Annotated in this window: 24 protein-coding genes and 1 tRNA gene; 17 read left to right on the top strand and 8 right to left on the bottom strand. The window is 60.2% G+C overall.

Features of this window, described 5'->3' with window-relative positions:
- From hpxZ to AB8A38_RS21200, 7 genes are all read left to right on the top strand, one after another.
- Nucleotides 1-399 carry an oxalurate catabolism protein HpxZ gene (gene hpxZ, locus AB8A38_RS21170; protein WP_315839685.1) on the top strand — a complete coding sequence of 133 codons (399 nt, stop codon included), beginning with the start codon at nucleotides 1-3 and terminating at the stop codon, nucleotides 397-399.
- Nucleotides 400-410: 11 nt separating this feature from the next.
- On the top strand, nucleotides 411-1,136 hold the full coding sequence (locus AB8A38_RS21175; protein ID WP_410001894.1) for a GntR family transcriptional regulator: 726 nt from the start codon (nucleotides 411-413) through the stop codon (nucleotides 1,134-1,136).
- 176 nt (nucleotides 1,137-1,312) lie between these two features.
- Nucleotides 1,313-2,806 carry an MFS transporter gene (locus AB8A38_RS21180; protein ID WP_315839683.1) on the top strand — a complete coding sequence of 498 codons (1,494 nt, stop codon included), beginning with the start codon at nucleotides 1,313-1,315 and terminating at the stop codon, nucleotides 2,804-2,806.
- Nucleotides 2,807-2,816: 10 nt separating this feature from the next.
- Nucleotides 2,817-3,632: a trehalose-phosphatase gene (gene otsB / locus AB8A38_RS21185; RefSeq protein WP_315844268.1), complete on the top strand. Its 816-nt coding sequence runs from the start codon at nucleotides 2,817-2,819 to the stop codon at nucleotides 3,630-3,632.
- A gap of 155 nt (nucleotides 3,633-3,787) precedes the next feature.
- Complete coding sequence (locus AB8A38_RS21190) at nucleotides 3,788-5,260, top strand: trehalose-6-phosphate synthase (RefSeq protein ID WP_439087284.1); 1,473 nt, start codon at nucleotides 3,788-3,790, stop codon at nucleotides 5,258-5,260.
- A gap of 224 nt (nucleotides 5,261-5,484) precedes the next feature.
- Nucleotides 5,485-5,574 (top strand) — tRNA-Ser (locus AB8A38_RS21195).
- Between the two features lie 294 nt (nucleotides 5,575-5,868).
- Nucleotides 5,869-6,786, top strand: a complete 918-nt coding sequence (locus AB8A38_RS21200) for a DUF2778 domain-containing protein (RefSeq protein ID WP_439087285.1) — start codon at nucleotides 5,869-5,871, stop codon at nucleotides 6,784-6,786.
- A 298-nt stretch (nucleotides 6,787-7,084) separates the two neighbouring features.
- On the opposite strand, the gene AB8A38_RS21205 is transcribed toward AB8A38_RS21200, so the two are convergent.
- From AB8A38_RS21205 to AB8A38_RS21215, 3 genes are all read right to left on the bottom strand, one after another.
- Complete coding sequence (locus AB8A38_RS21205) at nucleotides 7,085-8,323, bottom strand: alpha/beta fold hydrolase (protein WP_315839680.1); 1,239 nt, start codon at nucleotides 8,321-8,323, stop codon at nucleotides 7,085-7,087.
- Complete coding sequence (locus AB8A38_RS21210; protein WP_439087286.1) at nucleotides 8,324-9,214, bottom strand: NAD(P)-dependent oxidoreductase; 891 nt, start codon at nucleotides 9,212-9,214, stop codon at nucleotides 8,324-8,326. It lies immediately after the preceding gene.
- A 61-nt stretch (nucleotides 9,215-9,275) separates the two neighbouring features.
- Nucleotides 9,276-9,959, bottom strand: a complete 684-nt coding sequence (locus AB8A38_RS21215; RefSeq protein ID WP_315839678.1) for a GntR family transcriptional regulator — start codon at nucleotides 9,957-9,959, stop codon at nucleotides 9,276-9,278.
- Nucleotides 9,960-10,073: 114 nt separating this feature from the next.
- On the opposite strand from AB8A38_RS21215, the gene AB8A38_RS21220 reads away from it, so the two are divergent.
- The 6 genes from AB8A38_RS21220 to AB8A38_RS21245 are packed head-to-tail and all read left to right on the top strand — an operon-like array spanning nucleotide 10,074 to nucleotide 15,050.
- Nucleotides 10,074-11,297 (top strand): ABC transporter substrate-binding protein, encoded by a 1,224-nt coding sequence (locus AB8A38_RS21220; RefSeq protein WP_439087287.1) that lies wholly within the window; start codon nucleotides 10,074-10,076, stop codon nucleotides 11,295-11,297.
- Nucleotides 11,298-11,317: 20 nt separating this feature from the next.
- On the top strand, nucleotides 11,318-12,178 hold the full coding sequence (locus tag AB8A38_RS21225; protein WP_439087288.1) for a branched-chain amino acid ABC transporter permease: 861 nt from the start codon (nucleotides 11,318-11,320) through the stop codon (nucleotides 12,176-12,178).
- A complete protein-coding gene (locus AB8A38_RS21230; RefSeq protein WP_068729684.1) occupies nucleotides 12,175-13,146 on the top strand; it encodes a branched-chain amino acid ABC transporter permease in 972 nt (323 codons plus the stop codon). Before AB8A38_RS21225 ends, AB8A38_RS21230 begins: the two co-directional genes overlap by 4 nt.
- Nucleotides 13,143-13,868, top strand: a complete 726-nt coding sequence (locus AB8A38_RS21235) for an ABC transporter ATP-binding protein (protein ID WP_149533342.1) — start codon at nucleotides 13,143-13,145, stop codon at nucleotides 13,866-13,868. Before AB8A38_RS21230 ends, AB8A38_RS21235 begins: the two co-directional genes overlap by 4 nt.
- A complete protein-coding gene (locus AB8A38_RS21240; protein WP_439087289.1) occupies nucleotides 13,865-14,587 on the top strand; it encodes an ABC transporter ATP-binding protein in 723 nt (240 codons plus the stop codon). The genes AB8A38_RS21235 and AB8A38_RS21240 overlap by 4 nt, the downstream gene beginning before the upstream one ends.
- A 58-nt stretch (nucleotides 14,588-14,645) precedes the next feature.
- A complete protein-coding gene (locus AB8A38_RS21245) occupies nucleotides 14,646-15,050 on the top strand; it encodes a carboxymuconolactone decarboxylase family protein (protein WP_068729678.1) in 405 nt (134 codons plus the stop codon).
- A 174-nt stretch (nucleotides 15,051-15,224) separates the two neighbouring features.
- Here AB8A38_RS21245 and AB8A38_RS21250 read toward each other — a convergent pair whose 3' ends face one another.
- From AB8A38_RS21250 to AB8A38_RS21260, 3 genes are all read right to left on the bottom strand, one after another.
- Nucleotides 15,225-15,776 (bottom strand): DUF1269 domain-containing protein, encoded by a 552-nt coding sequence (locus tag AB8A38_RS21250; protein ID WP_439087290.1) that lies wholly within the window; start codon nucleotides 15,774-15,776, stop codon nucleotides 15,225-15,227.
- A 70-nt stretch (nucleotides 15,777-15,846) separates the two neighbouring features.
- Nucleotides 15,847-16,515 (bottom strand): HdeD family acid-resistance protein, encoded by a 669-nt coding sequence (locus AB8A38_RS21255; protein ID WP_439087291.1) that lies wholly within the window; start codon nucleotides 16,513-16,515, stop codon nucleotides 15,847-15,849.
- Nucleotides 16,487-16,765 carry a hypothetical protein gene (locus AB8A38_RS21260; protein WP_439087292.1) on the bottom strand — a complete coding sequence of 93 codons (279 nt, stop codon included), beginning with the start codon at nucleotides 16,763-16,765 and terminating at the stop codon, nucleotides 16,487-16,489. Before AB8A38_RS21260 ends, AB8A38_RS21255 begins: the two co-directional genes overlap by 29 nt.
- Before the next feature lie 620 nt (nucleotides 16,766-17,385).
- Here AB8A38_RS21260 and AB8A38_RS21265 point away from each other — a divergent pair.
- On the top strand, nucleotides 17,386-19,212 hold the full coding sequence (locus AB8A38_RS21265) for a metallophosphoesterase family protein (protein ID WP_439087293.1): 1,827 nt from the start codon (nucleotides 17,386-17,388) through the stop codon (nucleotides 19,210-19,212).
- Nucleotides 19,213-19,386: 174 nt separating this feature from the next.
- The gene (locus AB8A38_RS21270; protein ID WP_439087294.1) at nucleotides 19,387-19,857 is read left to right on the top strand and encodes a DUF992 domain-containing protein; all 471 of its coding nucleotides are present in this window, start codon (nucleotides 19,387-19,389) and stop codon (nucleotides 19,855-19,857) included.
- Nucleotides 19,858-20,258: 401 nt separating this feature from the next.
- Here AB8A38_RS21270 and AB8A38_RS21275 read toward each other — a convergent pair whose 3' ends face one another.
- Nucleotides 20,259-20,942: a hypothetical protein gene (locus AB8A38_RS21275; RefSeq protein WP_439087295.1), complete on the bottom strand. Its 684-nt coding sequence runs from the start codon at nucleotides 20,940-20,942 to the stop codon at nucleotides 20,259-20,261.
- 411 nt (nucleotides 20,943-21,353) lie between these two features.
- On the opposite strand from AB8A38_RS21275, the gene AB8A38_RS21280 reads away from it, so the two are divergent.
- Both AB8A38_RS21280 and AB8A38_RS21285 read left to right on the top strand, forming a co-directional pair.
- Nucleotides 21,354-21,899, top strand: a complete 546-nt coding sequence (locus tag AB8A38_RS21280) for a hypothetical protein (protein WP_439087296.1) — start codon at nucleotides 21,354-21,356, stop codon at nucleotides 21,897-21,899.
- A 105-nt stretch (nucleotides 21,900-22,004) separates the two neighbouring features.
- Nucleotides 22,005-23,444, top strand: coding sequence for a basic amino acid/polyamine antiporter (locus tag AB8A38_RS21285; protein ID WP_439087297.1), 1,440 nt, complete (start codon nucleotides 22,005-22,007; stop codon nucleotides 23,442-23,444).
- A 16-nt stretch (nucleotides 23,445-23,460) separates the two neighbouring features.
- Here the strand turns inward: AB8A38_RS21285 and AB8A38_RS21290 are convergent, their stop codons facing one another.
- Nucleotides 23,461-24,561 (bottom strand): AI-2E family transporter, encoded by a 1,101-nt coding sequence (locus AB8A38_RS21290; protein WP_315839666.1) that lies wholly within the window; start codon nucleotides 24,559-24,561, stop codon nucleotides 23,461-23,463.
- Nucleotides 24,562-24,585 lie beyond the last annotated feature (24 nt).

The following is a 24,585-nucleotide window of genomic DNA, read 5'->3' on the forward strand; positions in this document are numbered from 1 at the left end:
ATGGACATTGATCTGCCGGACGTCATCGCCGAAGTGGGCGCCGCTTTCGCACGCTATGAGAAAGCGTTGACGACCAATGACACGGCGGTGCTCGGCGAGTTGTTTCGCAACGATCCCCGAACGCTGCGCTACGGCATGGGTGAAAACCTTTACGGTTATGACGAGATCCAGGCCTTTCGCGGTGCACGCTCGCCGGTCGGATTGATGCGCCGCACTGCGCGCACGGTGATTTCCTCCTATGGCCGCGACACTGCGGTGGCCTCGACGCTATTTTATCGCGACACGGCTCCGGGTAAGGTTGGTCGACAGATGCAGACGTGGATCCGCTTTCCGGAAGGCTGGCGAATCGTGGCGGCGTCTGTCAGCCTGATCGACGAACCGCAGGGCGCCAAGGGATGAGTTTCGACGACATGCTGATCCAGCCTGGCAAGCCACGCCGCAAGGCGGGCATCACCGGGCCGGTCAGCCGGGTTGACCGCGCTGGTGCGACCACCGGCAAACTGACGCGCGCTGAAGAACTCCGCTTGCAACTGGCCGACGAGATCGTGCGCGGCGTGCTGGCCCCCGGTACCTCACTCGACGAGACAGACTTGGCGCAACGCTTCAATGTCTCGCGCACGCCGGTCCGCGAAGCGTTGCGCCAGCTCACGGCCAGCGGCCTCGTCGACTCGCGTGCGCATCGCGGCGCCGTGGTGGCGCAGCCGTCAATCGATCGTCTCACCGGCATGTTCGAGGCGATGGCGGAGCTCGAAGCAATATGTGCCGGTCTCGCCGCCGAACGGATGCCGGCCGTACAGCGTCACGAATTAGAGGCCATCCACGAAGAGTTGCGGGTGCTGAGCTATGATGGCAACCCGGATCGCTTTCACGAAGTGAACGAACGTTTTCACAACGCGATCTATGCGGGCTCGCAGAACGAATATATCGCCGAGATCACGCTCGCGACCCGGGTGCGCGTGCAGCCGTTCCGGCGCGCGCAGTTTCGCAATCTCGGCCGTCTTGCCAAGTCGCAGGCCGAGCATGACCGCGTCGTCGTCGCCATCATGCGCGGCGATCGCAACGGCGCCGCCGCGGCGATGCGCGCCCATATCGAGCTGGTGCGCGGCGAATACGAGCATTACGCCGTTTCACTCTAAGTCCCACTTCTCCCGCATAAAACGGGAACCAACGCGTTCTTCGTGGGTTGTTTCACGGAGAATGTAACCCTCTGGCGCTGAATCACCCGTCACCGCAAGGTTTCGGGCTTTTGGCGTTAATGTCGATTTCCGCTTATCCGTGGGGGTAGCGAACAAATGCTCAGGAGCAAAGCGGCATGGCTTATCCGAGCAGCGCGGATATCGTGACCTCGCCTGTGCCGGGCCAGACGCCAGCTTCCGACTCGGATCGTATCATCGAAACCGACATTCCTGCGCGCCTGGATGCGCTGCGCTGGAGTGGCTTTCACACACGGGTTGTCGTGGCGCTCGGAATTACATGGATTCTCGATGGCCTTGAGGTGACTCTGGCGGGGGCGCTGTCCGGCGCGCTGAAGGAAGATCCGGCGCTGCGGTTCTCGAACTTCGACGTGGGCTTTGCCAACAGCGCTTATCTCGCAGGTGCCGTGATCGGCGCGCTGGGCTTCGGCTGGCTGACTGATCGCATCGGTCGGAAGAAGCTGTTCTTCATTACGCTAGCGCTTTATCTCACGGCGACTGCCGCGACGGCGCTGTCATGGAATCTTGCCAGCTATGCCGTGTTTCGATTCCTGACGGGGGCCGGCATTGGCGGGGAATATACCGCGATCAATTCAACAATTCAGGAGCTTGTCCCGGCGCGTTATCGCGGCTGGACCGATCTGGTGATCAACGGCAGTTTCTGGCTCGGCGCGGCGATGGGCGCGGTCTGTGCCATCGTTCTGCTCGATCCAGCTATCATTTCTCAGTCCTATGGCTGGCGCCTCGCATATTTCACCGGCGCTATTCTTGGTCTCATCGTGCTGTTCATGCGGATGTGGATTCCGGAAAGCCCGCGCTGGCTGATGATCCATGGTCAGCCGCAGCGCGCCGAAGAGATCGTGGCCGATATCGAAATCTCCGCGCATCAGAAGGCCAAGCCGTCGGTTCTGGCCGCGCTGCCGAAGATCAGGCTGACGATGCGCGATCACACGCCGCTGAAGGAGGTCGCGCAGACACTGTTCGTGCTGTATCGCCAGCGGTCGCTGGTCGGACTCGTGCTGATGGCATCGCAGGCGTTTTTCTACAACGCGATCTTCTTCACCTATGCGCTGGTACTGACGGATTTCTTCGGCATCCCGTCCAATCATGTCGGCTGGTACATCCTGCCGTTTGCCGCGGGTAATTTTCTCGGACCGCTGTTGCTCGGCCGGCTGTTCGATACGCTGGGCCGCCGCGTGATGATCGCGGTGACCTACGGGATGTCGGGCATATTGCTTGCGATCTCCGGTTATCTGTTCTCGATCGATGTGTTGAGTGCACAGACCCAGACCATCGCCTGGATGATCATCTTCTTCTTTGCGTCGCCGGCGGCGAGTGCGGCCTATCTCACCGTCAGTGAGACGTTCCCGATCGAGGTTCGCGCATTGGCGATCGCTGTCTTCTACGCGATCGGCACCGGGATCGGCGGCGTTGCCGGCCCGGCGCTGTTTGGCGTGCTGATCGATACCGGGTCGCGCAATAGTGTGTTTGCCGGCTATCTTCTTGGCGCTGTTCTGATGATCGTGGCTGCGATTGTCGGCTGGCGCTATGCCATCGCGGCGGAACGCCAGCCGCTTGAAACAGTTGCACGGCCGCTGGCCGTGGTGGAGTGACTTCATGAACATGTCTCAGAAAATTATCGAAATTCCTGTCGACGATGCGCCGCACTCCGAAGAGGTACTGTATCCGGGTGCGGAATTGCCGCGGCTTAGCGAATGTGCGCTGCTGCTCGATATCGACGGTACGCTGCTCGATCTGGCGCCGACGCCGCGTGAAGTGTGGGTGCCACCGGATCTGGCGACGTCCATGGGCAAACTGCTGCAGCGCACGAATGGCGCCATGGCGCTCGTTTCGGGCCGCTCGATCAACGATATCGATCTGATCTTTGCGCCGATGCAGTTTCCTGCCGTCGGCGGTCATGGCGCCGAAATGCGATTGTCAGGCGACAATGAATCGGTGGCGTCAGGCGCGCCGCCGATGGACAAGGAATTGAAGCGTCGCCTTGCTGCCATTGCGAAGTTGAGTCCGGGTATTCTGCTCGAAGACAAGGGCTATGCGCTCGCGCTGCATTACCGTCTCGCGCCGCATGCGGAGAAGGCGATCTATGATGCGGTCTCCGCGATCCGTGCCGATCTGCCGAATGCGCCGATCGAAGTGCTGCCCGGCAAGGCTGTCTGCGAGATCAAGCCCGCTGGTGTGACCAAGGCGACGGGCGTGATCGAATTGATGACGCATGAGCCGTTCAGCGGACGCCGTCCGATCTTCATCGGCGATGATGTCACCGATGAATCTGTATTTGCGATCATGCCCGGCATGAATGGTCTCGCATTCTCCGTCGGTCGCCGTGCGCAAGGTGTGTCGGGTCACTTCGACGAGCCGCGCGATGTGCGCGCATGGCTCGCGCGCTTGCTGATCGACGATGCAGCGAAATCGAAGTGATTCACCTCATTGTTGATACCGATGCAGATGGAACTCACTGAAAGGTGAGTTCCATCGTCGCGTGCCCGAATTTGGTTTCAATTGGGTCGAATGGTGACGAGGAACCATATTGATGAACGGACGTTTATCAATGTGTGCAATCAGGAGGGGACCCTGTGAATCTCGTCGTAGTCTCAAACCGAGTATCGCGCGCTTCGGCGAATGAGCCGATGACCGGCGGTCTGGCAGCAGCCTTGCTGCCCGTGGTGGAGAAATCTGGCGCGATTTGGGTGGGTTCCAGCGGCCGCGTGCGCGATGGCGCGCAAAAGGAACCGTTTGCCGAAATTGAAGCGCTGGGCGCCGGCGCGTTGGCAATGCTCGATCTGCCTGCAGCCCACTACGGTGGTTATTACGAAGGCTTCGCCAATTCGGCGCTTTGGCCTGCGCTGCATTCCCGCACCGACCTGATCTGCACGTCGCACGATGATTATCAGTCGTATCGCGAAGTGAATTCGTTCTTCGCGCGCGCGCTGCTGCGGTTCCGCAAGCCCGATACCGCGTTCTGGATTCAGGATTACCATTTCCTTGCGCTCGGCGCAGAATTGCGCGCGCTTGGCGTGACGCATCCGCTCGGCTTTTTCCTGCATACGCCGTGGCCGGCACGCGATATTTTTGGCGGCGTGCCGCATCATCGCGAGCTGGTCGAGGCAATGCTTGCTTACGATCTGATCGGCTTCCAGACCGAAGGTGATCGCGACAACTTCCTGTCTTATGTCGATGGCGAGCTCAGTCTGGACACGACGGGTGGCGTGGTGATGTCGCGTTACGGCGCGTCGCGTTGCGCGGTATTTCCGATCGGCATCGATCCCGCGAAGTTTGCTGCGCATGCTGCCAAGGCGGCGTCGCATCCCGATGTGTCGCGGCTGCGCCGCAGCCTGAACGGCGAGAAGCTCGCCATCGGCGTCGATCGCGTCGATTACTCCAAGGGTCTCGTCAATCGTCTCGATGCGTTTGACCGCATGCTGGAGCTGCAGCCGCAGTTGAAGCGCTCGGTCTCGCTGTTGCAGATCGCGACGCTGTCGCGTGGCACGATCGAGGCCTATGGCGATCTGCAGAACCAGCTTGCGAAGCTGGTGAGCGATATTAACGGGCGTCACGGCGAAGTTGACTGGACGCCGATCCGCTATCTCAACAAGGGCTTCAGCCAGACCGTGCTTGCTGGTCTCTATCGCACCGCGCAGGTCGGTCTGGTGACGCCGCTGCATGACGGTATGAATCTGGTCGCCAAGGAATATGTCGCTGCGCAGAACCCGGTCGATCCCGGTGTGCTGGTGCTGTCGAAATATGCCGGCGCCGCCAACGAGCTCGATACTGCCCTGCTGGTCAATCCGCATGATGTGGACGGCATGGCGCGCACCATCGCGACCGCATTGTCGATGCCGTTGCTGGAGCGCCGTATGCGCTGGGAAGCCATGATGGCGAAGCTGCGCGCTGGCACGATCCAGGACTGGTTCGCCGATTTCGTCGAGGCGCTTCAGCAAGCCCATGTCGCCAATGACAAGACGCCGGTGGAGACGCTGCCGGTTCAGCCGGCCGTACTCTGGCCGGCCCAATCGCTGGGCGCGGGAGTCGGTAGCCGGTTCCACTGAGCCGCGGCGCCAGCCAGGCGAAATGGGGAGGTCCTCCGCGGCGCGCTGGCGCGGGGATGGCTGTGCCGACGCTTCGCAAGCCGATTCGCCGCTCGCCAGGGCGAGCAGGTGGCGCCAAGGCTCCCCGGAATTCCCTATATCCTTCAATAATTTGAGAAAAACCGCCGGGCCGAGCCGGCGGTCCCTTGCAAATCTCGCTCCGGCCCGTCATGAGAAGGCGCGCCGGAGAGATGGCCGAGTGGCTTAAGGCGCACGCTTGGAAAGCGTGTGTGCGGGAAACCGTACCGTGGGTTCGAATCCCACTCTCTCCGCCAGCAGCCCCTCCTAACTAGATCTCCCATTTGTGAGCCGGCCGTCGTCCCTCCCGCTCGCCGCGCGGTAACAGGATGACGTCTGCGTCGATGGCTAGGTTTTTAAGGAGCCTGTATCGGCAGGCTGGGATTGGAAAGGACGCTCTCGCTCTGGGAGATGGGCCTTCCTGAATGGTGCAAAGTCTGGCAAGGCCAAAATGGCCTAATACGTCAGGCTCGTTGGCTTGATTTGAGCTTGAATTATTGGGTAGCCTTTTTGCGTCGTGTCCGGGGCATCAATTGCGTAGATCTCGAATTGTGATCGCTGCTGCGTCTGTCGGAGCCCTCGCTGCGGCTTTGACGTTATGCGCGTATGTTCGAGAGCCTCAAAATGTACTGAGCTTCTTTAAGGCCAAAAATCCAAGTAGTCCCCAGCTCGACGACGCCTCGTTCGTTCAGCGTTTTCCGCAAGCGTTTGATTTTGAAGTGTCGGCTTCTCATGCCGAATTAGAAGTTCAGCGGGCTAAGTCGCAGCTCGCGCAAGCCATGCGATCGCAGCCAGTGCTTCCCGCCGACAGCTCGCTCGGAATCTCGGCGGCGAATGGAAAAGTGCCGCTACCGAGAGTCCGACCGTCGGCGGCCAATTTGATTGCTGTGTCTCTGCCCGATCCAGCGTCAACACCGTCTGATCCTCTGTCCAACGTCAGCGCGGCACTTAGAAAAGTCTTCGCGATGCTACAGCCGTCTGAAACTGTTTTGGCATCTGCGTCACCCGATGGTGGAATCTCCGGCGACGGAAAGGACAGCGCACCTCCAACCTTGGCGGAAACGCGGGCGGCGCTTTACGATATTTCCGCGCGCACCGTTTACATGCCCGACGGAACGAGGCTCGAGGCTCACTCCGGACTTGGCGAACTGATGGACGATCCAACGCAAGTCCACGTCCATGATCGAGGTGCGACGCCACCGCAGATATATGAACTGAGCAAGCGAGAGAAGCCGTTCCACGGCGTTGAAGCATTGCGAATGAAGCCGGTGGGTCAGGGTGATCTATTTGGCCGCGCCGGATTGCTCACGCACAGCTACCTGATGGGACCAAAGGGAGATTCGAACGGTTGCGTATCGTTCAAGGACTACGCAACGTTCTTGCAGGCTTACAAAGCAGGTGCCGTGAAGCGATTGATCGTCGTACCGAGCCTGACCGATCCGACCGTCATGGTGGCACAAAAGACGTAGATATAGCCGTGTCTGTGAGTACTCAGCTATCGCACTTCGGCTCGAGATTGATCTTCAGAACTAATTTTCGCCCAGATTTAGATTGGTAGTGTGCCAACGCCGAATCGGGGGATTCGCATATGACACCCAGTGACTACGCGCGAATGGCGAAAAATTGCGCTGAGCGAGCTGACGCCTTGGAGCCCGGCCCGAAGAGAGACGAGTTGCTCAAGAAAGCACAGCAGTTTCGGTTTTACGCGAAGGTCGAAAATTGGGTGGCGTCACCGGGACTGCAACCCCCGGATTAATTCCGGCGCAGTCAGAGCGGCAAACTCCGCAGTGCCTGGAAGACGGGACGCAGATAGTCCAGCATTTTTGGCGGGTTCTCCGTCATCGGAAAATGCCCGAGCTCCGGCATCTCTGTCACCACGGCGCCCTCGATCCATTCGGCGAGCGCATAGGCATCGCTCACGGTGGCGGAGAAGTCGTAGTGACCGATCAGAAGATGTACGGGGATCTTGTGGCCATCGATGAGCTTGGCGGTCTGTTCGCCGTCGAACTCGTCCGAATAGAAAGCCAGATCGCCGTCATAGATGCCCGGCGCACCCTGCGAATAGATCCATGCGGCGCGTCGGCGATCCTCTGCGGGGCTGGACGGGCTCATCAATCCGCGCACATAGGCTGCCGAATGCCAGCCGCCATTGACGCCCGCATGGGTGAGATAGTCGTTACGACGGCCGCGTGGGCGCAAGGGCGCTTCGAGCGCGATCACGGCCTTCACGAGATCAGGTCGCTCTGCGGCGAGCGCCATGGCGATGCCGGCGCCCATCGAGCAACCCATCACCACAACGGGTTCGCCGATCGCCTGTTCGATGAAGCTCGCACACCAGTCAAGATAGGTCGGCTGATCGAGCTGATAGATGCTGCCATCCCAGCCGACGGGCGGCATCGAGCGGCCGTGATGCGGCATGTCGAAGCCGATCAGGCGCCAGTCGCGCCCGAGTTCGGGATCGCACATCACGCCGTGAAACTGCCGCGTATCCGCGCCGGCTGTGTGGAGGCACAGCACTGGCCTGCCAGTGCCCGTGGCTTCTGAATAGATTTCGGCAATCTGTCCGCCGGCGCTGTGCACGCGGTGATAGCGGCCCTCAAGGCGCGTGAGATCGACTTCGACCGCATGCGCGGCCGGCGTCGTGAGATTCGCGAACACGGCCTCGAGGAATGCGCGGGCCTGCGCAATGACCAGCGCATTGCCGGTCACGGTGAAACTGGTGTTGCGCAGTTGGATCGATGAAAACGAATGATAGGTCGGCGGCGGGCAGGGCGCCAGCACCTTCAGCCATGCTATGGCTGGTCCGGATAGCACGATGTCTGGCGCATGGCTGGGTATACTAACAACCGGCTGGTTGTTGCGACAAGCGATCGCGACGGCGGCCTCGTCGATCCCAAACTGAATTTCAAGATCCAGTCCGCGCGCAAAGGACTCTACCTCCGGCGCGGTGATCGCGACCGCAAGTCGATTGCGAAGCTCGTCGATCAGGCCCATGCCCAACGTCACCTACTTCCTGGCAGTGAGATAGCGGCCAATCTCGACATGGTCGGCCGATGGTCCAAGCTTCTCCAGCGCGGCATCCCACAGTGCAGCGACTTCGTCTGCCAGCGGCGCATTGACGCCGATCTGGTGGGCGAGTTCATCGGCGGTGCGGATATCCTTCGCCATCAGGGCCATCGCAAAGCCCGAGGTGTACTTTTCGGGAATGACGAATTGCTTGAGCTTGTTTTCGGTCGAGTTGTTGCGTCCGGTGGAGGCGTTCAGCACGTCGACAAGGACATTCGGATCGATGCCGAACTGTCCACCGATAGCAACGGCTTCGGCGGCAGCCGCGAGGCCCGCGGCCGAAACATAGTTGTTCAGCGCCTTGGCGGCGTGGCCGGAGCCGAGCGGACCGGTGCGGAACACCGACTTGCCCATGGCATTCAGCACGGGATCGGCGCGATCGATGGTCTTGCCGTCGCCGCCGGCCATGATCGCCAGCGTGCCGTCGACGGCGCGTTTCACACCGCCCGATACCGGCGCGTCGATGAACGCGAGACCTGCCGCGATCAGTTCTTCGCCGAGCGCGCGCGTGCCCATCGGAGCGGACGAGCTCATGTCGATCACCACCGTGCCCGGTGCGAGCTTGGCCTTGAAGCCTTCGACCGCGGCGCGCACGATCTTGCCGTCGGGCAGCAGCGTGATGACGGCGGCTGCATCCTTGACGGCTTCATCGACGGTGGCCGCCGACGTGCCGCCGGCTTCGGTATGTTTGGCGCGGGCTTCTGCAAACGTATCGAAGCCAACCACCTGATAGCCCGCGCGCGCAATGCATGCGGCCATGGGACGTCCCATATTGCCGAGGCCGATGACTGCGATCTTGGCGGGCGGATTGATGGCGGCTGAATTCGACACGGGCGTTCCTCTTCAAGTTCTTATTTTATTCGATATCTGGCGCGGCAGGTGATCGCGCTTGTCAGGGATTATCGCGCCGCAGCGCTTCCAGCGCTATCGCGGCGGCATTCTTGATGTGCTGGACGCAAGCCTGCTCGGCGCCATCTTCGTCGCCGGCCTCGATCGCGACAAGGATGGTCTCGATTTCGGCAAGACTGCGGCCGATGCGATTGGACTGGGTCATCGATGTCATGCGCAGCACCGTGACGCGGTTCAGCAGCATTTTCAGGAAGCGTTCGACGAAAACATTGCCGCAGCCTTCGAGCAGTGCGGCATAGAATTCAGTCTTGGCGGCCAACAGGTCACTGCGGTCTTCCTGACCGGCTACCGCGCCCATCTGGACGAACTGTTTGCGCAATCGTTCGATGATCACCGGGTCGCGCAGCCGCGCACATTCACGGCCGGCATAGCCCTCCAGCAGCGCGCGCAAATCATAGAGCTGCTCGGCTTCCTCGACGCTGATGGTGCTGACGATCGGGCCGCGATGCGGGATCGTGGTGACGAGGCCCTCTGCCTCCAGTTGTCGCAACGCCTCGCGGATCGAGGTGCGGCCGACGCCGACCTGCTCGCACAGCTCACGCTCGATCAGCCGCTGGCCAGGCTTGAACAGCCCGCTACCGATTGCAGAGCGTAGTCTGTTTTCAACCAACAGTCGCAGGCTGGTCGATTCCCGCGAGACATTCAGGTCCGATTCGATCTTTACCATGCGTCAAGTTGACCGCCTATCAGACAATCTGTCAAGCAGCTTGACCGCTCGTCTGTTTTATGTCGAACTGCCGAGGAAGCCGCAAAGGCCGTTCTGCATTCGGAGAAAACGCCCATGTCCAAGACAACCTCCCATCGTGGTGACCTGAGCCGCCGTACGCTGCTCGCCGGAACCGCGTCGCTGCTGGCGAGCCCGATGATTGTGTCGTCGGCGCGCGCGCAGGCGAAGCCTGTCAATATCGGCGTGATCATGCCGTTGTCGGGCGCCAATGCGCAGTTCGGCATCAATTCGCGTAACGGCATCGAGCTGGTTGCCGATGAGATCAACGCAGCCGGCGGCATCAAGGCGCTCGGCGGTGCCAAGATCAATCTGATCGTGGCGGACGCGACCTCGACACCGACCACCGCGGGCACTGTCGCGCAGCGCCTCATCACCCAGAACGAAGTGACGGCGATCCTCGGCGCATTCGCGTCATCGCTGACCATTGCCATTTCGGAAGTCACGGAGCGTCGCGACATTCCGCTGCTCACCATGTCCTTCGCGGACCAGATCACCGGCCGTGGCTTCAAGAACATCTTCCAGATTGTCGCCAAGGCGTCGGCGCTCGGTAAGGCGCAGCTCGACTACACGCTGGCGATTGCGCAGGCGTCCGGCGCCAAGATCGACAAGATCGCGATCATGTATGAAGACACCGCCTATGGCACCGCGCAGGCGGCCGGCCTTCGTGCCGCTGCCAAGGCGGCCAATATCGACATTGCGATGGACGATGCCTATCCGCTGGGGATCACCGACACCACGCCGTTGATCAACAAGCTGCGTGCATCCGGCGCCCAGGCCGTCTTCCCGGTGTCCTATCTCAATGACAGCCTGCTGCTGATCCGCACCATGCGCCAGCAGCGCATCACGATCCCAGCCATCGGCGGCGCGGCCGGTTATGTCATTCCGGATTTCGAGAAGGGTCTCGGCGAATTCGCGGAGAACGTGCTGTCGATCGCGCCCGCCAATTACGATCTCGCCCCCGATCTCACCGAGCGTTTCCGCAAGCGCTTCGGCTACTTCATGGTGCATGAGGCGCTGGAACACGCCGTCGCGCTCGACGTGCTGGTGCAGGCGATTGAGAAGGCGAAATCAGCCAAGGCCGAAGACGTCACCATGGCGCTGCGCGGTGCGAAGTTCACCGGTGGCTGGACCAAGGCGATGACCGGCGGCGCCGTCGAATTCGACAGCACCGGCCTCAATACCCTGTCGGTTCCCGTGATGGCGCAATGGCGCAACAAGGAGCTCGTCACGGTCTGGCCGAAGGACGTCGCCAAGGGCGCTGCGGTCTGGAAGTCCTGACGAACGGAAGAAAGATCGCAGTGTCATTTCTACAAGCAATAATCGACGGGCTGCTGGTCGGCGGCGTCTACGCCGTCATCTCCATCGGCCTGACGCTGGTCTATGGCGTCATGGGCATCGTGAATTTCGCGCAGGCGGAATTCCTGATGATCGGCATGTTCGTGTCCTGGTTCGCCTGGGCCTATCTCGGCCTTGACCCGGTGCTGGCCGCGCCGCTGTCCTTTGCGGTGGCGTTCGGCAGCGGCTGGCTGGTGCAGGGGCAGTTGATTGCCCGCGTGTTGAAGGCGCCCTCGGTGGCGCAGATCTTCCTCACCGTCGGACTGCTGATCGTCATCGAGAACGGTTCGCTGCTGCTGTTCGGCTCGCAGTTTCGTTCGGTGACCACGTCCTATCAGACCATGTCGCTATCGCTCGGTGCGCTGTTTATCAGCGTGCCGTATCTGATCGCCTTCGGCATGTCGCTGGCCTGCGGCCTAGCCCTTTGGTGGTTCATGCGCACGAGCTGGTTCGGCCGCGCGATGCGCGCGACTGCGCAGAATCCAATGGCTGCACAGTTGATGGGGATCGATACGGCGCTGATGTACAAGATCGCCTTCGCGCTCGGCGTCGGCCTCACGGCCTTCGGCGGCGCGGTGATCCTGCCTTATGTCACTGTGTTCCCTGGGGTCGGTGGCCAGTTCGTCGTGCTGATGTTCACCGTCGTTGTGCTCGGTGGTCTCGGCAGCGTGGCAGGAGCGGTCGTTGGCGGCTTGGCCGTGGGCGTCATTCAGGCATTGTCGTCGCTATTCTTTCCGATCCAGTTGCAGAACCTCATTCTGTTCATCGTCTTTATTTTCGTGCTCGCGGTGAGGCCGCAAGGTCTCGTAGGAGCATCCCGATGAAACGCTGGATCGCAATTCTGGCTGTGATCGCCATTGCGGCTGTGTTGCCGCTGCTGCTCAGCCCGACCGGATACTGGATCCGCGTGCTCACCTTCACGCTGCTATTCGCCGCGATGGCGCAGGTCTGGAACATCATCGGTGGTCTGGCCAATCAGACGTCGCTTGGCCACGCAGCCTTCTTCGGCATCGGCGCCTATACATCCACGATCCTGGTGCTGAAGTTCGGCATCAGCCCGTGGATCGGCATGTTCGCAGGCGGCTTCCTCGGTGGCATTGCCGCGCTGATCATTGCCGTTCCGACCATGCGTCTGCAGGGGCATTACTTTGCGTTGGCCACGCTGGCGTTCGGCGAAGTGATGCGCGTCATCGCCAATGTCTGGACGTCGCTCACCGGCGGTCCTGTCGGTCTGTCGGTGCCGTTCGTGCCGCCAAGCATCGCTGCCTATTCGTTCAAGCAGCTATTGCCGCATGCCTATATCGCGCTAATCGCCTTGATCATCGTGACGGTCATCTTCGAGGCGATCCGGCGCAGTGCCATGGGCTATCGGCTGCGCGCCATCAAGGAAAACCCGGCCGCCGCGGAAGTGATCGGCATCGACACCACCAAGGTGAAGCTGCAGACTGCTGTCATCTCCGGCGTGCTGATGGCCATGCTGGGCACGCTCTATGCGCAGGTCGCCGTATTCTTCGATCCGGATACGGTGTTCAGCGCCGCGTCGATCTCCATCCGCGTCGCATTGATTGCCATTCTCGGCGGTGTCGGTACGGCGATCGGTCCGATCCTCGGCGCGCTGTTCATCATTCCGGTCGAGGAGCTGATGAACGATCTGTTCTCGTCGGGCGCGGCAGGCCTGTCGCAACTGATCTTTGGCGTCATCCTGATCGCCGTCATTCTGTGGCGTCCACGCGGCTTCATCACCGTGTTTGACTCGCTGATGGCACGTTTTTCGAACAAGGCACGCTCATGACCATTCTCGATGTGCGTGGCATCTCGCGGCGCTTCGGCGGCCTTCAGGCGCTGTCCGACGTGACGTTCTCGGTGCCGAAGGGGCAGATCGTCGGCCTGATCGGCCCGAATGGCGCCGGCAAGACGACGTTCTTCAGCACGCTGGTCGGCCTCATTCGTCCCGACAGCGGCACCATCCAGCTCGATGGCACCAGTGTGGTCGGCCAGAAGCCGCACAAGGTCGCGGCGCTTGGCATGACCAAGACGTTCCAGAACGTGGCGCTGTTTGCCGAAAGTTCGGTGCTCGACAACGTGCTCACCGCCGGCCTGTTGCGCCACGATGTCGAGACCGCGCGCAAGGAGGCATTGATCTGCCTCGACCGCGTCGGGCTCAAATCCGTTGCCCACAAGCTCGCCGGCAATCTCTCATTCCCGGAGCGCGCGCGTGTCGAACTGGCACGTGCATTGTGCACCGGCCCCAAGGTATTGCTGCTCGATGAGGTGATGGCCGCGCTCAATCCGGTCGAGATGCAGGAGATCATGGATCTGATCCGCTCGCTGCGCGACGACGGCATCACGCTGCTGGTCGTCGAGCATCACATGCGCGCAATCATGACGATCTGCGATCGCATCCTGGTGCTGAATTTCGGGCGTCTTCTGGCCGATGGCACGCCGGAGCAGGTGGCGAACGATCCGGTGGTGGTCGAAGCCTATCTCGGCCGTTCGATGGAGGCCCACAAATGAGCGCGTCTCAGCCATTGCTCGAGATCAAGGGCCTCAATGCCGGCTACGGTGAGATCGAAGTTCTGCACGGCATCGATCTGCAGATGTTCGAAGGCGAGTTCGTTTGCATCATCGGCGCCAATACCGCTGGCAAGAGCACGATCCTGCGCGCGATCTCGCGCCTGGTGCCACATGTCACCGGCACGTTGCGTTTTGCAGGCAATGATCTGTCGAGCCGCGCCTCGCATGACATCCCCACGCTGGGCATCGCGCATGTTCCCGAAGGACGCCATGTGTTTTCGGACATGATGGTGGAAGAAAACCTGATGCTCGGTGCCTTCACCGCGCGGCATGCCAAGGACCTGTCGTCGCGCATGGAAGGCATCTTCGAGCTGTTCCCGCGTCTGCGCGAGCGGCGCGGGCAGTTGGCAGGCACGCTTTCGGGCGGCGAGCAGCAGATGGTCGCTGTCGGGCGCGCGCTCATGCTGCAGCCGAAGCTGCTGCTGCTGGACGAGCCGAGCCACGGTCTGGCGCCGAAGGTCGTCGAAGAGATGCACGATGCCTTCACCAAGATCCACGGCCGTGGAACGTCGATCCTGCTGGTCGAGCAGAATGTCGGACTGGCGCTGGATGTGGCGACACGCGGCTATGTGCTGGAAAGCGGTCGCATCGCACTGCAGGGTACGTCTGCAGAATTGAATGAAAATCCTGCCGTTCGCTCGGCCTATCTCGGCATATGATCGAGGCAGACGCGCGAACGACGTCGAACCCTGGCAATCGCAAACGGAAGGAATAAACATGAGCTACGATCAGACGATCACCCTCGGCGGGATGTTCGACATCGGTCTTGCCGCACGGCGCGAAGTGCTCGGCGCTGCCTATGTCGACAAGTCGATGCAGTCGACCAATGATTTCATGATGTCATTCCAGCACATCACCACGGAATGGTGCTGGGGCTACGCCTGGAATCGTCCGGGCCTCGATCGCAAGACCCGCAGCATGCTGAACCTTGCAATGCTGACGGCGTTGAACCGCGCGCCGGAAATCAAGCTGCACACCCGCGGCGCAATCACCAACGGCGTCACCGTCGACGAGATCAAGGAAGTGCTGCTGCACGCCACGGTCTATTGCGGCATCCCGGCCGGCCTCGATGCGTTCAAGGCCGCCAACGAAGTGCTCAAGGAAATGGGCAAGGTCGAATAGGTCGTCAGCATAACGCTGGCCACTTGAGGCGGCCTTTGCTGCTGCTCCAAAAGTCCGCTCGATCTGCACAAGATCAAGCGGACTTTTCTGTTTACCCCGACGATACGAACAGGAGCGACTGGCGCAGATACCCACGCCGGGCGCTTCTGTTGCATCTGTGCCAGTCTTGCAAACTCAGGCAGCGGGCTTGGATGCCGTGGTCGTGGATGCCGCTGGCGCTGCCTGAGCCTGGGGCTCGGTTGTGGCCTTGGCGAGCGCGTTCCTGAGCGCCTGCTCCTTGGCATCGTCGAGGGACGTCTTCAACACGGTGCCGCCGGCGTCCTGGATTTCCTTGAGGACCTTGTCTGCAGTGATGCTCTTGATGAGAACGAACAGCGCCGCATTTCCCGGCTGAAGATTTGCCGATAGCTCCTTCATGAAATCGTCGTTGATGCCATAGTCGGTCAGTGCACCGCCCAATGCACCGGATGCGGCGCCCAGTGCCACGCCGAGCAGGGGATTCAGGAACAGCACGCCGATCAATAATCCCCAGAAACTGCCGGAGGCGGCGCCGGCCATGGTCGTATTCATCAACTGGTTCAGTTTGACGGGGCCAGCTTCGGTTTTCACCGCGATAACGGCATCGCTGATCGTGATCAGATATTCCTTCTGCAGCTTGAACAGACGCTGCCGTACCTCTTCGGCTTTGGCCTCGGTTGGATAGATGATCGCAACGAGATCTGACATTTCCAATCCTCCTGACTGAGAGATTTCTATTCCGCCACGTGGTCTGCGTCGTTGATGGTTCCTTATGCGGCTATGCTGCCTTGGTTCTCAGCTGCCACGCGTAAGCGAGCCACGCCAATCCGTGGGAGATCATGTCGACGGCCAGCAGAGTGCCGAGAACCCACAGGCCTGTCCTGGGAAAGCCGGTCAGAATGACCAGGCCTGCCAGAATGCCGAAGAGTCCTGAAGCCAGCATGATCCAGCCCCCATTGCTCCAGCGGCTAAATCCAAGCAGCACGCGAATGAAGCCGGAAACAAGCAGCAATATGCCGAGGACATAGGTGAGGATGATCGCGCCGGCGACGGGCTGCTGCACCAGAACGATGCCGAATGCGACGTAGAGAACGGCGAGAAGGATCTGCCACAGAAATCCTCCCCAGCCCTTGGTCCAGAACGCATGGATCATTTCGAATACACCAGCGACAATAGCGGTCCAGCCGATGAACAGCGTGCTGATGACAGTGGCGAGAACGACATCGCCGAGGATCAGGAGCCCGGCCAAAATCAGAACGATGCCGAGCAGCACGCACATCCAGAACGGCGGGGAAGGCAAGCCGGTGACGCTCACCGAGGAACTATTGCCATACGTCGTCATCCTGTTCTCCCGCTCCTGCGCTGCTTGTGCGCTATGATTCGAGGCCGCCGTATCACTGCGCATTTTCGTCACACCATCAGCGCCACGCGCAGACGCGGCGACCATGACGCCACCAGCACACACGGCGACGACGTCGCGACGATCGATGCGGGTGGTGAAGGACCCTGCGCGCCGGGCGCCCGGCCACAGTCACCTGGGCGTTTTCGGTGAGCGGCTCCACCTTTTTGGCAAGGTCTTTCTCCAGCGGGATTGGCGCGGCCTTGGCTGTCGTCAGAAAGACGCTTGTGCCAAGGCCCGTGGCGACCGCGCTGAACAGAAGGCCCTGCAAGAGGTTTCGCCGATCCATCACTTCCATAGGACTTCTCCTTTCACGGATGGAAAAGGAACGTCAGGGATATAAGGAGACGTCGGGGCTGCACGGCAGAGCCGGTAATCGTGGAGCGCGGACGTGCATAGGCGCGCAAATGGCGGTCGCGAATGATAGTTCGCCAATGAAAGCTATTGTGAAGCGATTTTGGGTTTCAGGCGCCAGCCCTTGAACAGTCTCCGACCAGGTCGATTGCCCGGTCGGGACATCAGGCAGCCCAGCCTGTGTTGCGATCGACTGCGGGTCCATGGGACTCCGTTCCGGCTTTTTGTCAGCCTGATTTTTGATATCGCACAGGGCGAATGGATATTACCAAAGGTGTAGTCCGTCAATCGGAACAGAAAGATGGGTATGCCTCGCTGTCTCAATTTGCGGGAATCTTAAGCCGCTTGATTAGATCGGCATGTCGCAACATGTTCGAGAAATTGAGTGATATTTTCAGTTACCTGTCCGTATTTGTCGTGGGCGTCTCTCGCCATGTCTTAGTAATTACATGATACGAGCGGTGACGTTGCATCGGGTCAAACCCTGATGCGCGTGGATACTGTCGAAGGTGTGATAGTATCACTCTGGTGACGGGGCTGTGCCTGCTCACAAGAGGCGGTGCCATGAACAGAGGGGATGCGGGAGGAGGCAAACCGGCGAGGGGGTGGAACGAAGAAACAATCGACCCGCGGCGGGGCGATATCGAGGATGATGCCGCCAGCCCTGACCAGCGAACCCTGCTCTCGATGGCCGGGAGCCTGCTTGTTGAAGTCAGTCTGCCAAAGCTCCTGTTTGCCTGGACCGTCTCGTTGTTGCTACCGGCGGTGTCGTTGGGCCTCGCGGCATTGGTTGCTTCTGCGTGGCTCTCAACCCTGTCGGACAAGGTTCTCGTACTGACGGAGATCGGTGCGTTCCTGGTAGCTATCGGGATCGTCGCGCTGGGGTGGATCGGCTGGAAGCCTCTGTTTCGGGTGGCCGAGGTCAACTTCTGGTCTCTCAATGCGCTTGCCATTCAGCCGGGATATGTCTTCGGCCGTGAAGGGCTGCAGCATCTGACGGAGAAGGTGCTGGGAAGACATCTGACCGCCGATGGAAGAGCGCGGTTGCGCGCCGTGAATTCGGCAGCGGCCGGAATCGCCATTTCCATCTGCGCCGTGGCGGTCGCGATGTGGGCCTGGCCAGCCTCGCGCTGGACAGGAAGCCTGGAAGATCTTGGTGTTCCTCATCGTTTGATCATTCCGACGCTCGCAAATGCCGCAGTCTTGACATGCGGCTACCTTGCCGGGGCATCGCTTGTCTGGGGTCTGGCCGATGCCCGTATGGCGCAGCCTGTTGATCTCGTCGCTTTCGATGCAGCGCCGGCGCATGCCAGGATCTGGCGCGTGGCTCATTTGTCGGACCTTCATGTGGTTGGCGAACGTTACGGGTTTCGCATTGAAAGCGGGCGCGCCGGGGCGCGAGGAAATGAGCGTCTGCAGCAGGTGATGGCGCGGCTGGCCGCTATTCACGCTGTTGATCCGCTGGACCATGTGCTTATCAGCGGCGATATGACCGATGCTGGACGGGCGACCGAATGGGCGGAGTTTCTGGACGTCCTGTCGCACTATCCGGACCTCGTTGCGCGCACCTTCGTGCTGCCCGGAAATCACGACATCAACATCGTGGACCGGGCGAATCCGGCACGGTTGGATCTCCCGTTCAGCCCGGGCAAACGGTTGCGGCAGGTCCGTACGCTTTCGACCACCGCTGCCATTCAAGGCGATCGTGCTTTTGTGGTGAAGGACGGGAAAGGTCATATAACGACACTGACCGACGCGTTGGCGCCGTATCGCCGTCAGATGGCGGATTTCGCGGATCTCGGTGGCCTGCAGCGTGCAGCCCGGTTGCGCGGGATCTTCGATGACCTGTATCCGATGGTGGTTCCGCCTCTGGAGGAGAATGGACTCGGCATAGCGCTGCTCAATTCCAATGCTGAAACACATTTCTCCTTTACCAATGCACTTGGCCTCGTCTCGATCGAGCAGACCCGCCGGCTGGAGGCTTTTATCGCTGAGTTCCCGAAAGCGCGCTGGATAATCGCGTTGCACCATCACCTGATGGAGTATCCGATGCCAGTGACCGCTTTCGCGGAACGCATCGGAACGGCCGTGATCAACGGCAGCTGGTTTGTACGTCGGCTGGAGGCGTTTGCCGATCGGGCTGTCGTCATGCACGGACATCGCCATATCGACTGGATCGGTACCTTTGGATCGTTGAAGGTTATTTCGGCGCCGTCACCGGTCATGGCCGCTGCTGATGCAGCCAGCACGCACTTCTATATTCACAGACTTGCGGCGGGGCCGGATGAGCAGCTTTGCTTGCTTGAGCCGGAGCGGATTGACGTGCTGGCGGGCGCGCGTGACCGTGCGGATGCGGTGGAAGATATGACCGCCAGATCGTCGATCGCGTAATGCTATCACTCGCAATCGTCGGCAGAAATGGCTCGACCAGAAAGCGCGCCGAGCCGCATCGCGTCGTAACTATTCGAATCGAAATCGAGTCAGCTTGTGAGTTGTGCCTGAGGTGGCGATCTTGCGGCGCTGAATAGCCACTGCCATATTCTCGCGCAGAAAGTGGAGGCTCCCATGATCAAGAAGGCCCTGCTTGGACTTTTCGGCGCATCCCTTTTGCTTTGCGTCTCATCGCTGCCGGCTTCCTCTGCCGCATTCAGGGCGGGAACGCTGACATGTATGAGCAATCCCCGGATTGGCCTGATTATCGGCTCGCGTCAGACGCTGCGATGTGTGTTCAGGGTACGAAATGCGTCCCGGCAGTACATCTATGAGGGAACGGTGCGCCGCATCGGCCTGGATCTCGGGGTGACTCCATCGAGCGCCCTGGTCTGGCGGGTCTTTGCCCAAAACTCACAGGTCGGCCGCGGTACGCTCCGTGGAAATTACGTCGGCGCGAGTGGCAGTGTGGCGTTTGGCCCGGGTCTGGGTGCGAATGTTCTGATCGGGGGATCTCGCAGGACCGTGATGCTCCAGCCACTGTCGCTTGAGCGCCAGATCGGCGTGAGCCTTGCTGCGGGAATAGCGACGCTGACGTTACGCTAGCGTCACTCAACTGATTTTTGTTGCTTGCGCAGCCGCAACTGTCGCTCGCTCGGAGGTCGCGGCATGGCGTGCAAGCGTGGTCGCCCTCTGCGGTGCAGTGTCTGTCCTTGAGGTTGTCGCGGTTGTTCTATGTTGAGCGGGGACGCTGGTGTTTTCAGACGGTTGGTGCGGACATCGTCCCGAATTGCTTCGGAATCCAGCCTCTGACCACGCTCGACGGAATCGCGAGGCTCTGCGATTGCGGATAACGCAGCGCACAAGAAAATCAGCCCTGAACCTGCCGCAGCAATAAAGCGCTTCATGACATCTCCTGTTGAGGACCGCTCGAACGAAAACTCATAAATGAAAAAGCTGCGCATCTCCATGCGGTCTAAACGCAGCTTCCTGGTTTGTCAGATCCGCTAATCGTCGCTTAGCCCAAGGCGCCGGCGAGCCGCTTCGATGTCCGATGTATCTTCATCCGATGTGTCTTTGTGATCGGCAACCGGAGCGCCCGGCGAGGCGGGCCGTGAAGACGCCGTTCGCTCCGATCGACGCGTATCCGTCCGGAGCGACCAGAATGCCATGGCAAGGCCGATCACGAAGACCACAACCAGAATCAGAAAGAGCGCCGATTGCTTGATCCAGGAGATCGCGGGAACTGCCAGAGCCATCGAGAGGCCAAGGAATCCCATTTGCAGTGACATAAGGTTCAGCCCGGCGAGAAAGGTGCCGAGCGCCAGCAATATCAGAAGCACGAGACTCGTCGCAGGCGCAGGCAGAAGCTGTTGAACGCCCGCCAGCAGCATGATGTTCATCGTAACAAGAACCGCGATCCAGTGAAGCGCTTGGGTCCACACCAATCGAACCCGAGCCTGCCTGTCATCGAGCTCGGTCCATTCGGTCACGACGCATACAACGCCAATTGCGAGGGCAAGGAACTCCCAATAGCCAATGAGCGGTTTGCCTGAAAAATTCGTATAGGCCACGCCCGCAATTGCAAGCGCGAGGATGGCGAGAAAGGGTAGCTGCCTGAGGACGATGCTTCTCGTTCTGAAGTGAAGATCTTCAGTATGCCGACCCGGTGGCAGATCCAGCTCACTCATCGACGATCCAGTCGTAATTCTGTCCGCTGTCGCGAATTCCGAAACGTCGCGGCCTCCTTCAAAAAGCTAGCCTAGGCCTCTGCGAGGCCGATGCGATATCGGATGATCACCTTAGGGGACCTGGGGGATTTCCCGATGAGTTCGCAGGCCCCAGTTCGTTTCCGGTTTGGGTGAGGCGCAGCCGGACGCAACAAATGCTGGCGCGATCGGCGTTCCCTAATCTCGATCCTGCGTCTCGCCTTAGGGGAAACACCTGATTGTACTGGTGGCAGCGTCAATGATCTGCTGGGAGTTCTCGGCTCGTCGGACGGTCCCTGCGACGGCCGCGCCAGCACGTCTCGTTGCTCGAAGACGATCGAAGGCTCTATGAGAAACGGTTCGACCGAAAGTGCACAAGTCGGGCGAATAGAGATGAAGCTTCGCAAGGTATCGCAGCTCTTCGATACGCTCGATCCGTCTCCGTTCCGCGAGACTGATCTCGCGCTACAGGCTGAAGATTATATCGTTGATCGCGCGCTGGAGTTTTCCGACCGTGTCCCAATTGAAATCGTCATCTATCTGCCGCCAGACGAACTCCGGAAAACGCATGTATCCGATATCGCTGCCGCGGTCAGATACTACTTCGGCCTTCGAAGCCAGGCCGTCTCACGTGAACTCAGCGAGTTATTCAAGACCGGCCGGCTGTCGCTCGTCGTCGGAATGGTGATTCTTTTCATCTGCCTTGTGCTTGGCTGGAGCTTTTCCCAGCGAATGACGGAGGGACCGCTTTCCAGGGTTTTCTCAGAGAGCTTTCTTATTCTGGGCTGGGTTGCGATCTGGAAGCCTTCGGAAATCTTTCTTTACGCCTGGCCACCCGTTGCAGCTCGCAGAAAACTCTTCGACCGGCTTTCCAGGGCGGCTGTTCTGCTCGATGTGGACGACACTGTGTCGCCCACTGCAGAAGGTGCGAACGGATAGCTGGACCGATCTCGGAGGGACCTGGAAACGGTGTCCTCCTATTGCTGCGCCAATGCTGGTCCTTCATTCGACCGATCGTCTTCCAGCGTCAGGTTCAATAGAAAAATGGGAACATCATCCGATTCATCCGATCAGAAGCTCTCGCGCGGTGCGTTGATTGCGCTCGTGGTCGGCTCGATGGTCGGCTCCGGGATCTTTGCATTGCCATCGGCATTCGGGCGCGCCACGGGCGGTCTCGGGGCCCTGATTGCCTGGTGCATCGCCGGCACCGGAATGCTGATGCTCGCTTTCGTCTTTCAGACGCTGTCCCGGCGTCGGCCAGATCTCGATACTGGCATTTTCGCCTATGCTGAGGCTGGCTTCGGTGAATATGCCGGCTTTGCATCTGCGGCGGGTTACTGGATCGGATGCTGTCTTGCCGATGTTGCGTGTCTTGTGCTGATCAAAGCGACATTGGGGCAGTTCTTTCCGGTGTTTGGCGACGGTACAACACCCGTTGCGATCGTGGCCGCATCGTCGCTGCTCTGGAGCGTTCACATCCTCATCCTCCGGGGCATCAAGGAAGCTGCCGCTCTCAATACGATTGCGACATTCGCGAAGATGATACCGATACTCCTTTTCATCGTCGTTGCCGCTTTTGCGTTCAAGGCCGACGTCTTCGCGCTCAATTTCTGGGGTGGTGAAGAGCCGAGCTTTGCCAGCGTATCGAACCAGGTGCGTAATACGATGCTTGTCACCGTATTCGTGTTCGTGGGGATCGAAGGAGCAAGCGTCTATTCGCGCTACGCAAAGGACCGCAACGATGTCGGGATCGCGACGGTTCTCGGTTTTCTTGGTGTGCTTGCCTTGCTTGTCTTGGTCACCATGATGTCCTACGGAATCCTGTTGCGCCCGGAGCTGGGTGCGCTCGCGACGCCCTCGATGGCAGGCGTACTCGAAGCGATCGTTGGGTCTTGGGGCAAGGTATTCATCAGCATAGGACTGCTGATCTCAGTGCTTGGAAATTATCTGTCCTGGTCGTTGCTCGCCGCCGAGGTTCTGCATTCCGCGGCCGTCAATGGCACGATGCCGCGCTTCCTAACGCGCGAGAACGTCAATAAGGTACCCGTAGGCGCGCTGTGGCTTACCAACTGCCTGATTCAGCTTTTCCTGGTCGTCACCTATTTTGCTGAATATGCCTTCACGCTGGCACTGAAGATGACGAGTTCAATGACGCTCATTCCCTATCTGTTCGTCGCGGCATACGGGCTTAAACTCGCATGGACCGGGGAAACCTATCAGACGGAGCCGCATAGCCGCGCCATCGACTGGGTGCGCGGTGCGCTTGCCACGATTTACGCGGCTGTGATGATTTACGCAGGCGGTCTCACCTTCCTGCTGCTTTCGGCACTTCTCTATGCACCGGTCACGATCCTGTTCGTGATCGCGCGGCGGGAACAGAAAGCGACGGTCTTTGCGTCTGCCGAGGGAATCCTGTTCGGAGCGATCCTCGTGGCAGCTGCCGCTGGCCTCTACAATCTTGCGATGGGCAATATTTCAATCTAGTCAGAGTTTCCCGCCTCTACCTAAGCTCGGGATCGTCGTTCAGGTTATCTCCCAGGCAGTCCTCCACATAGAGTCGAAGAACGGCGACGCGCCCGATCGCGAATAGCGGCATCGCAAGCGCAATTCCCAGGACGCCGAACAGAGAGCCGAGCAGGACGATGGCGACCAGTGTCCATGCGGGGGGCAACTCCACCGCGCGGCGCTGAATGAGCGGGCCGATCACATAGCCCTCGATGGATTGAATAACGGTGTAGATCCCGATGGCCCAGATCACCATCGAGGGACCAAGCGGCATTGCCACCAATCCCACGGGGATACTGGCCAATATCGGGCCGAGATAAGGCACGAAGTTCGACAGACCGGCCTGCAGGCCGAGCAGAAAGGCGCTTGGAAGGCCGAGCAAATAGAGCGCCAGCCACACGCAGGCGGTCATCAGGACGATCCGGATCAGTTGCCCCATGAGCCATGAGCGCAGCACGGCGCCCATTTCATCCAGGACAGAACGCATGCGCTCGCGCGAGGAAGGCTTGACCAGCAATACGACGCCGTCGCGATAGGCCTGCGGATCGAGCGAAAAGAGAAGGCCGAGAAATATGATGACGAGCGTATTGGCAAGAAAGCTTGAGGCCGTCCCGACGGCCGATTGCGCGTGGCCAAAGAGCTTGTCGTGATCGGGAAACCAGCGGGAGAAGTCGCGCCCTCCGTCCGGGCCGAACAGATCCACACCAAAAGCCAGCAGGCGTTGTTGCAGGACGTCCAGTTGGGCGTCCATGACGCGCATCAGGATCCGGGCCTGCTCAGGGATTTTTCCAATCCCCCATATTGTCCCTAGCACGATCACTGCAGTCAGGATGACGATCACGATGGCTAGCCGCCACGCGCGCCCGATAGGAATGTATCGACCAAGCGATCGAGCGCAGGCATCGAGAAGCGATGCAAGCAAGATCGCCGCAAATATGATGAGAAGGCTGGACGACGCGCGCCATGCGAGGAAGATGCCGCTGGCAACCCCCAGAATAACGAGCGCTCCCCCGAGGGTCAGCCGCCGGCCAGCGTTCGCGCCTGCCGTTGGAAGATCCCGACTTCGAACGTCCTTGGCTAGGATGGCTTGATCCACTCTCGGCTCAGGCATGGTCCCCCA

Source organism: Tardiphaga sp. 839_C3_N1_4, assembly GCF_051811045.1.
Taxonomy (GTDB): domain Bacteria; phylum Pseudomonadota; class Alphaproteobacteria; order Rhizobiales; family Xanthobacteraceae; genus Tardiphaga.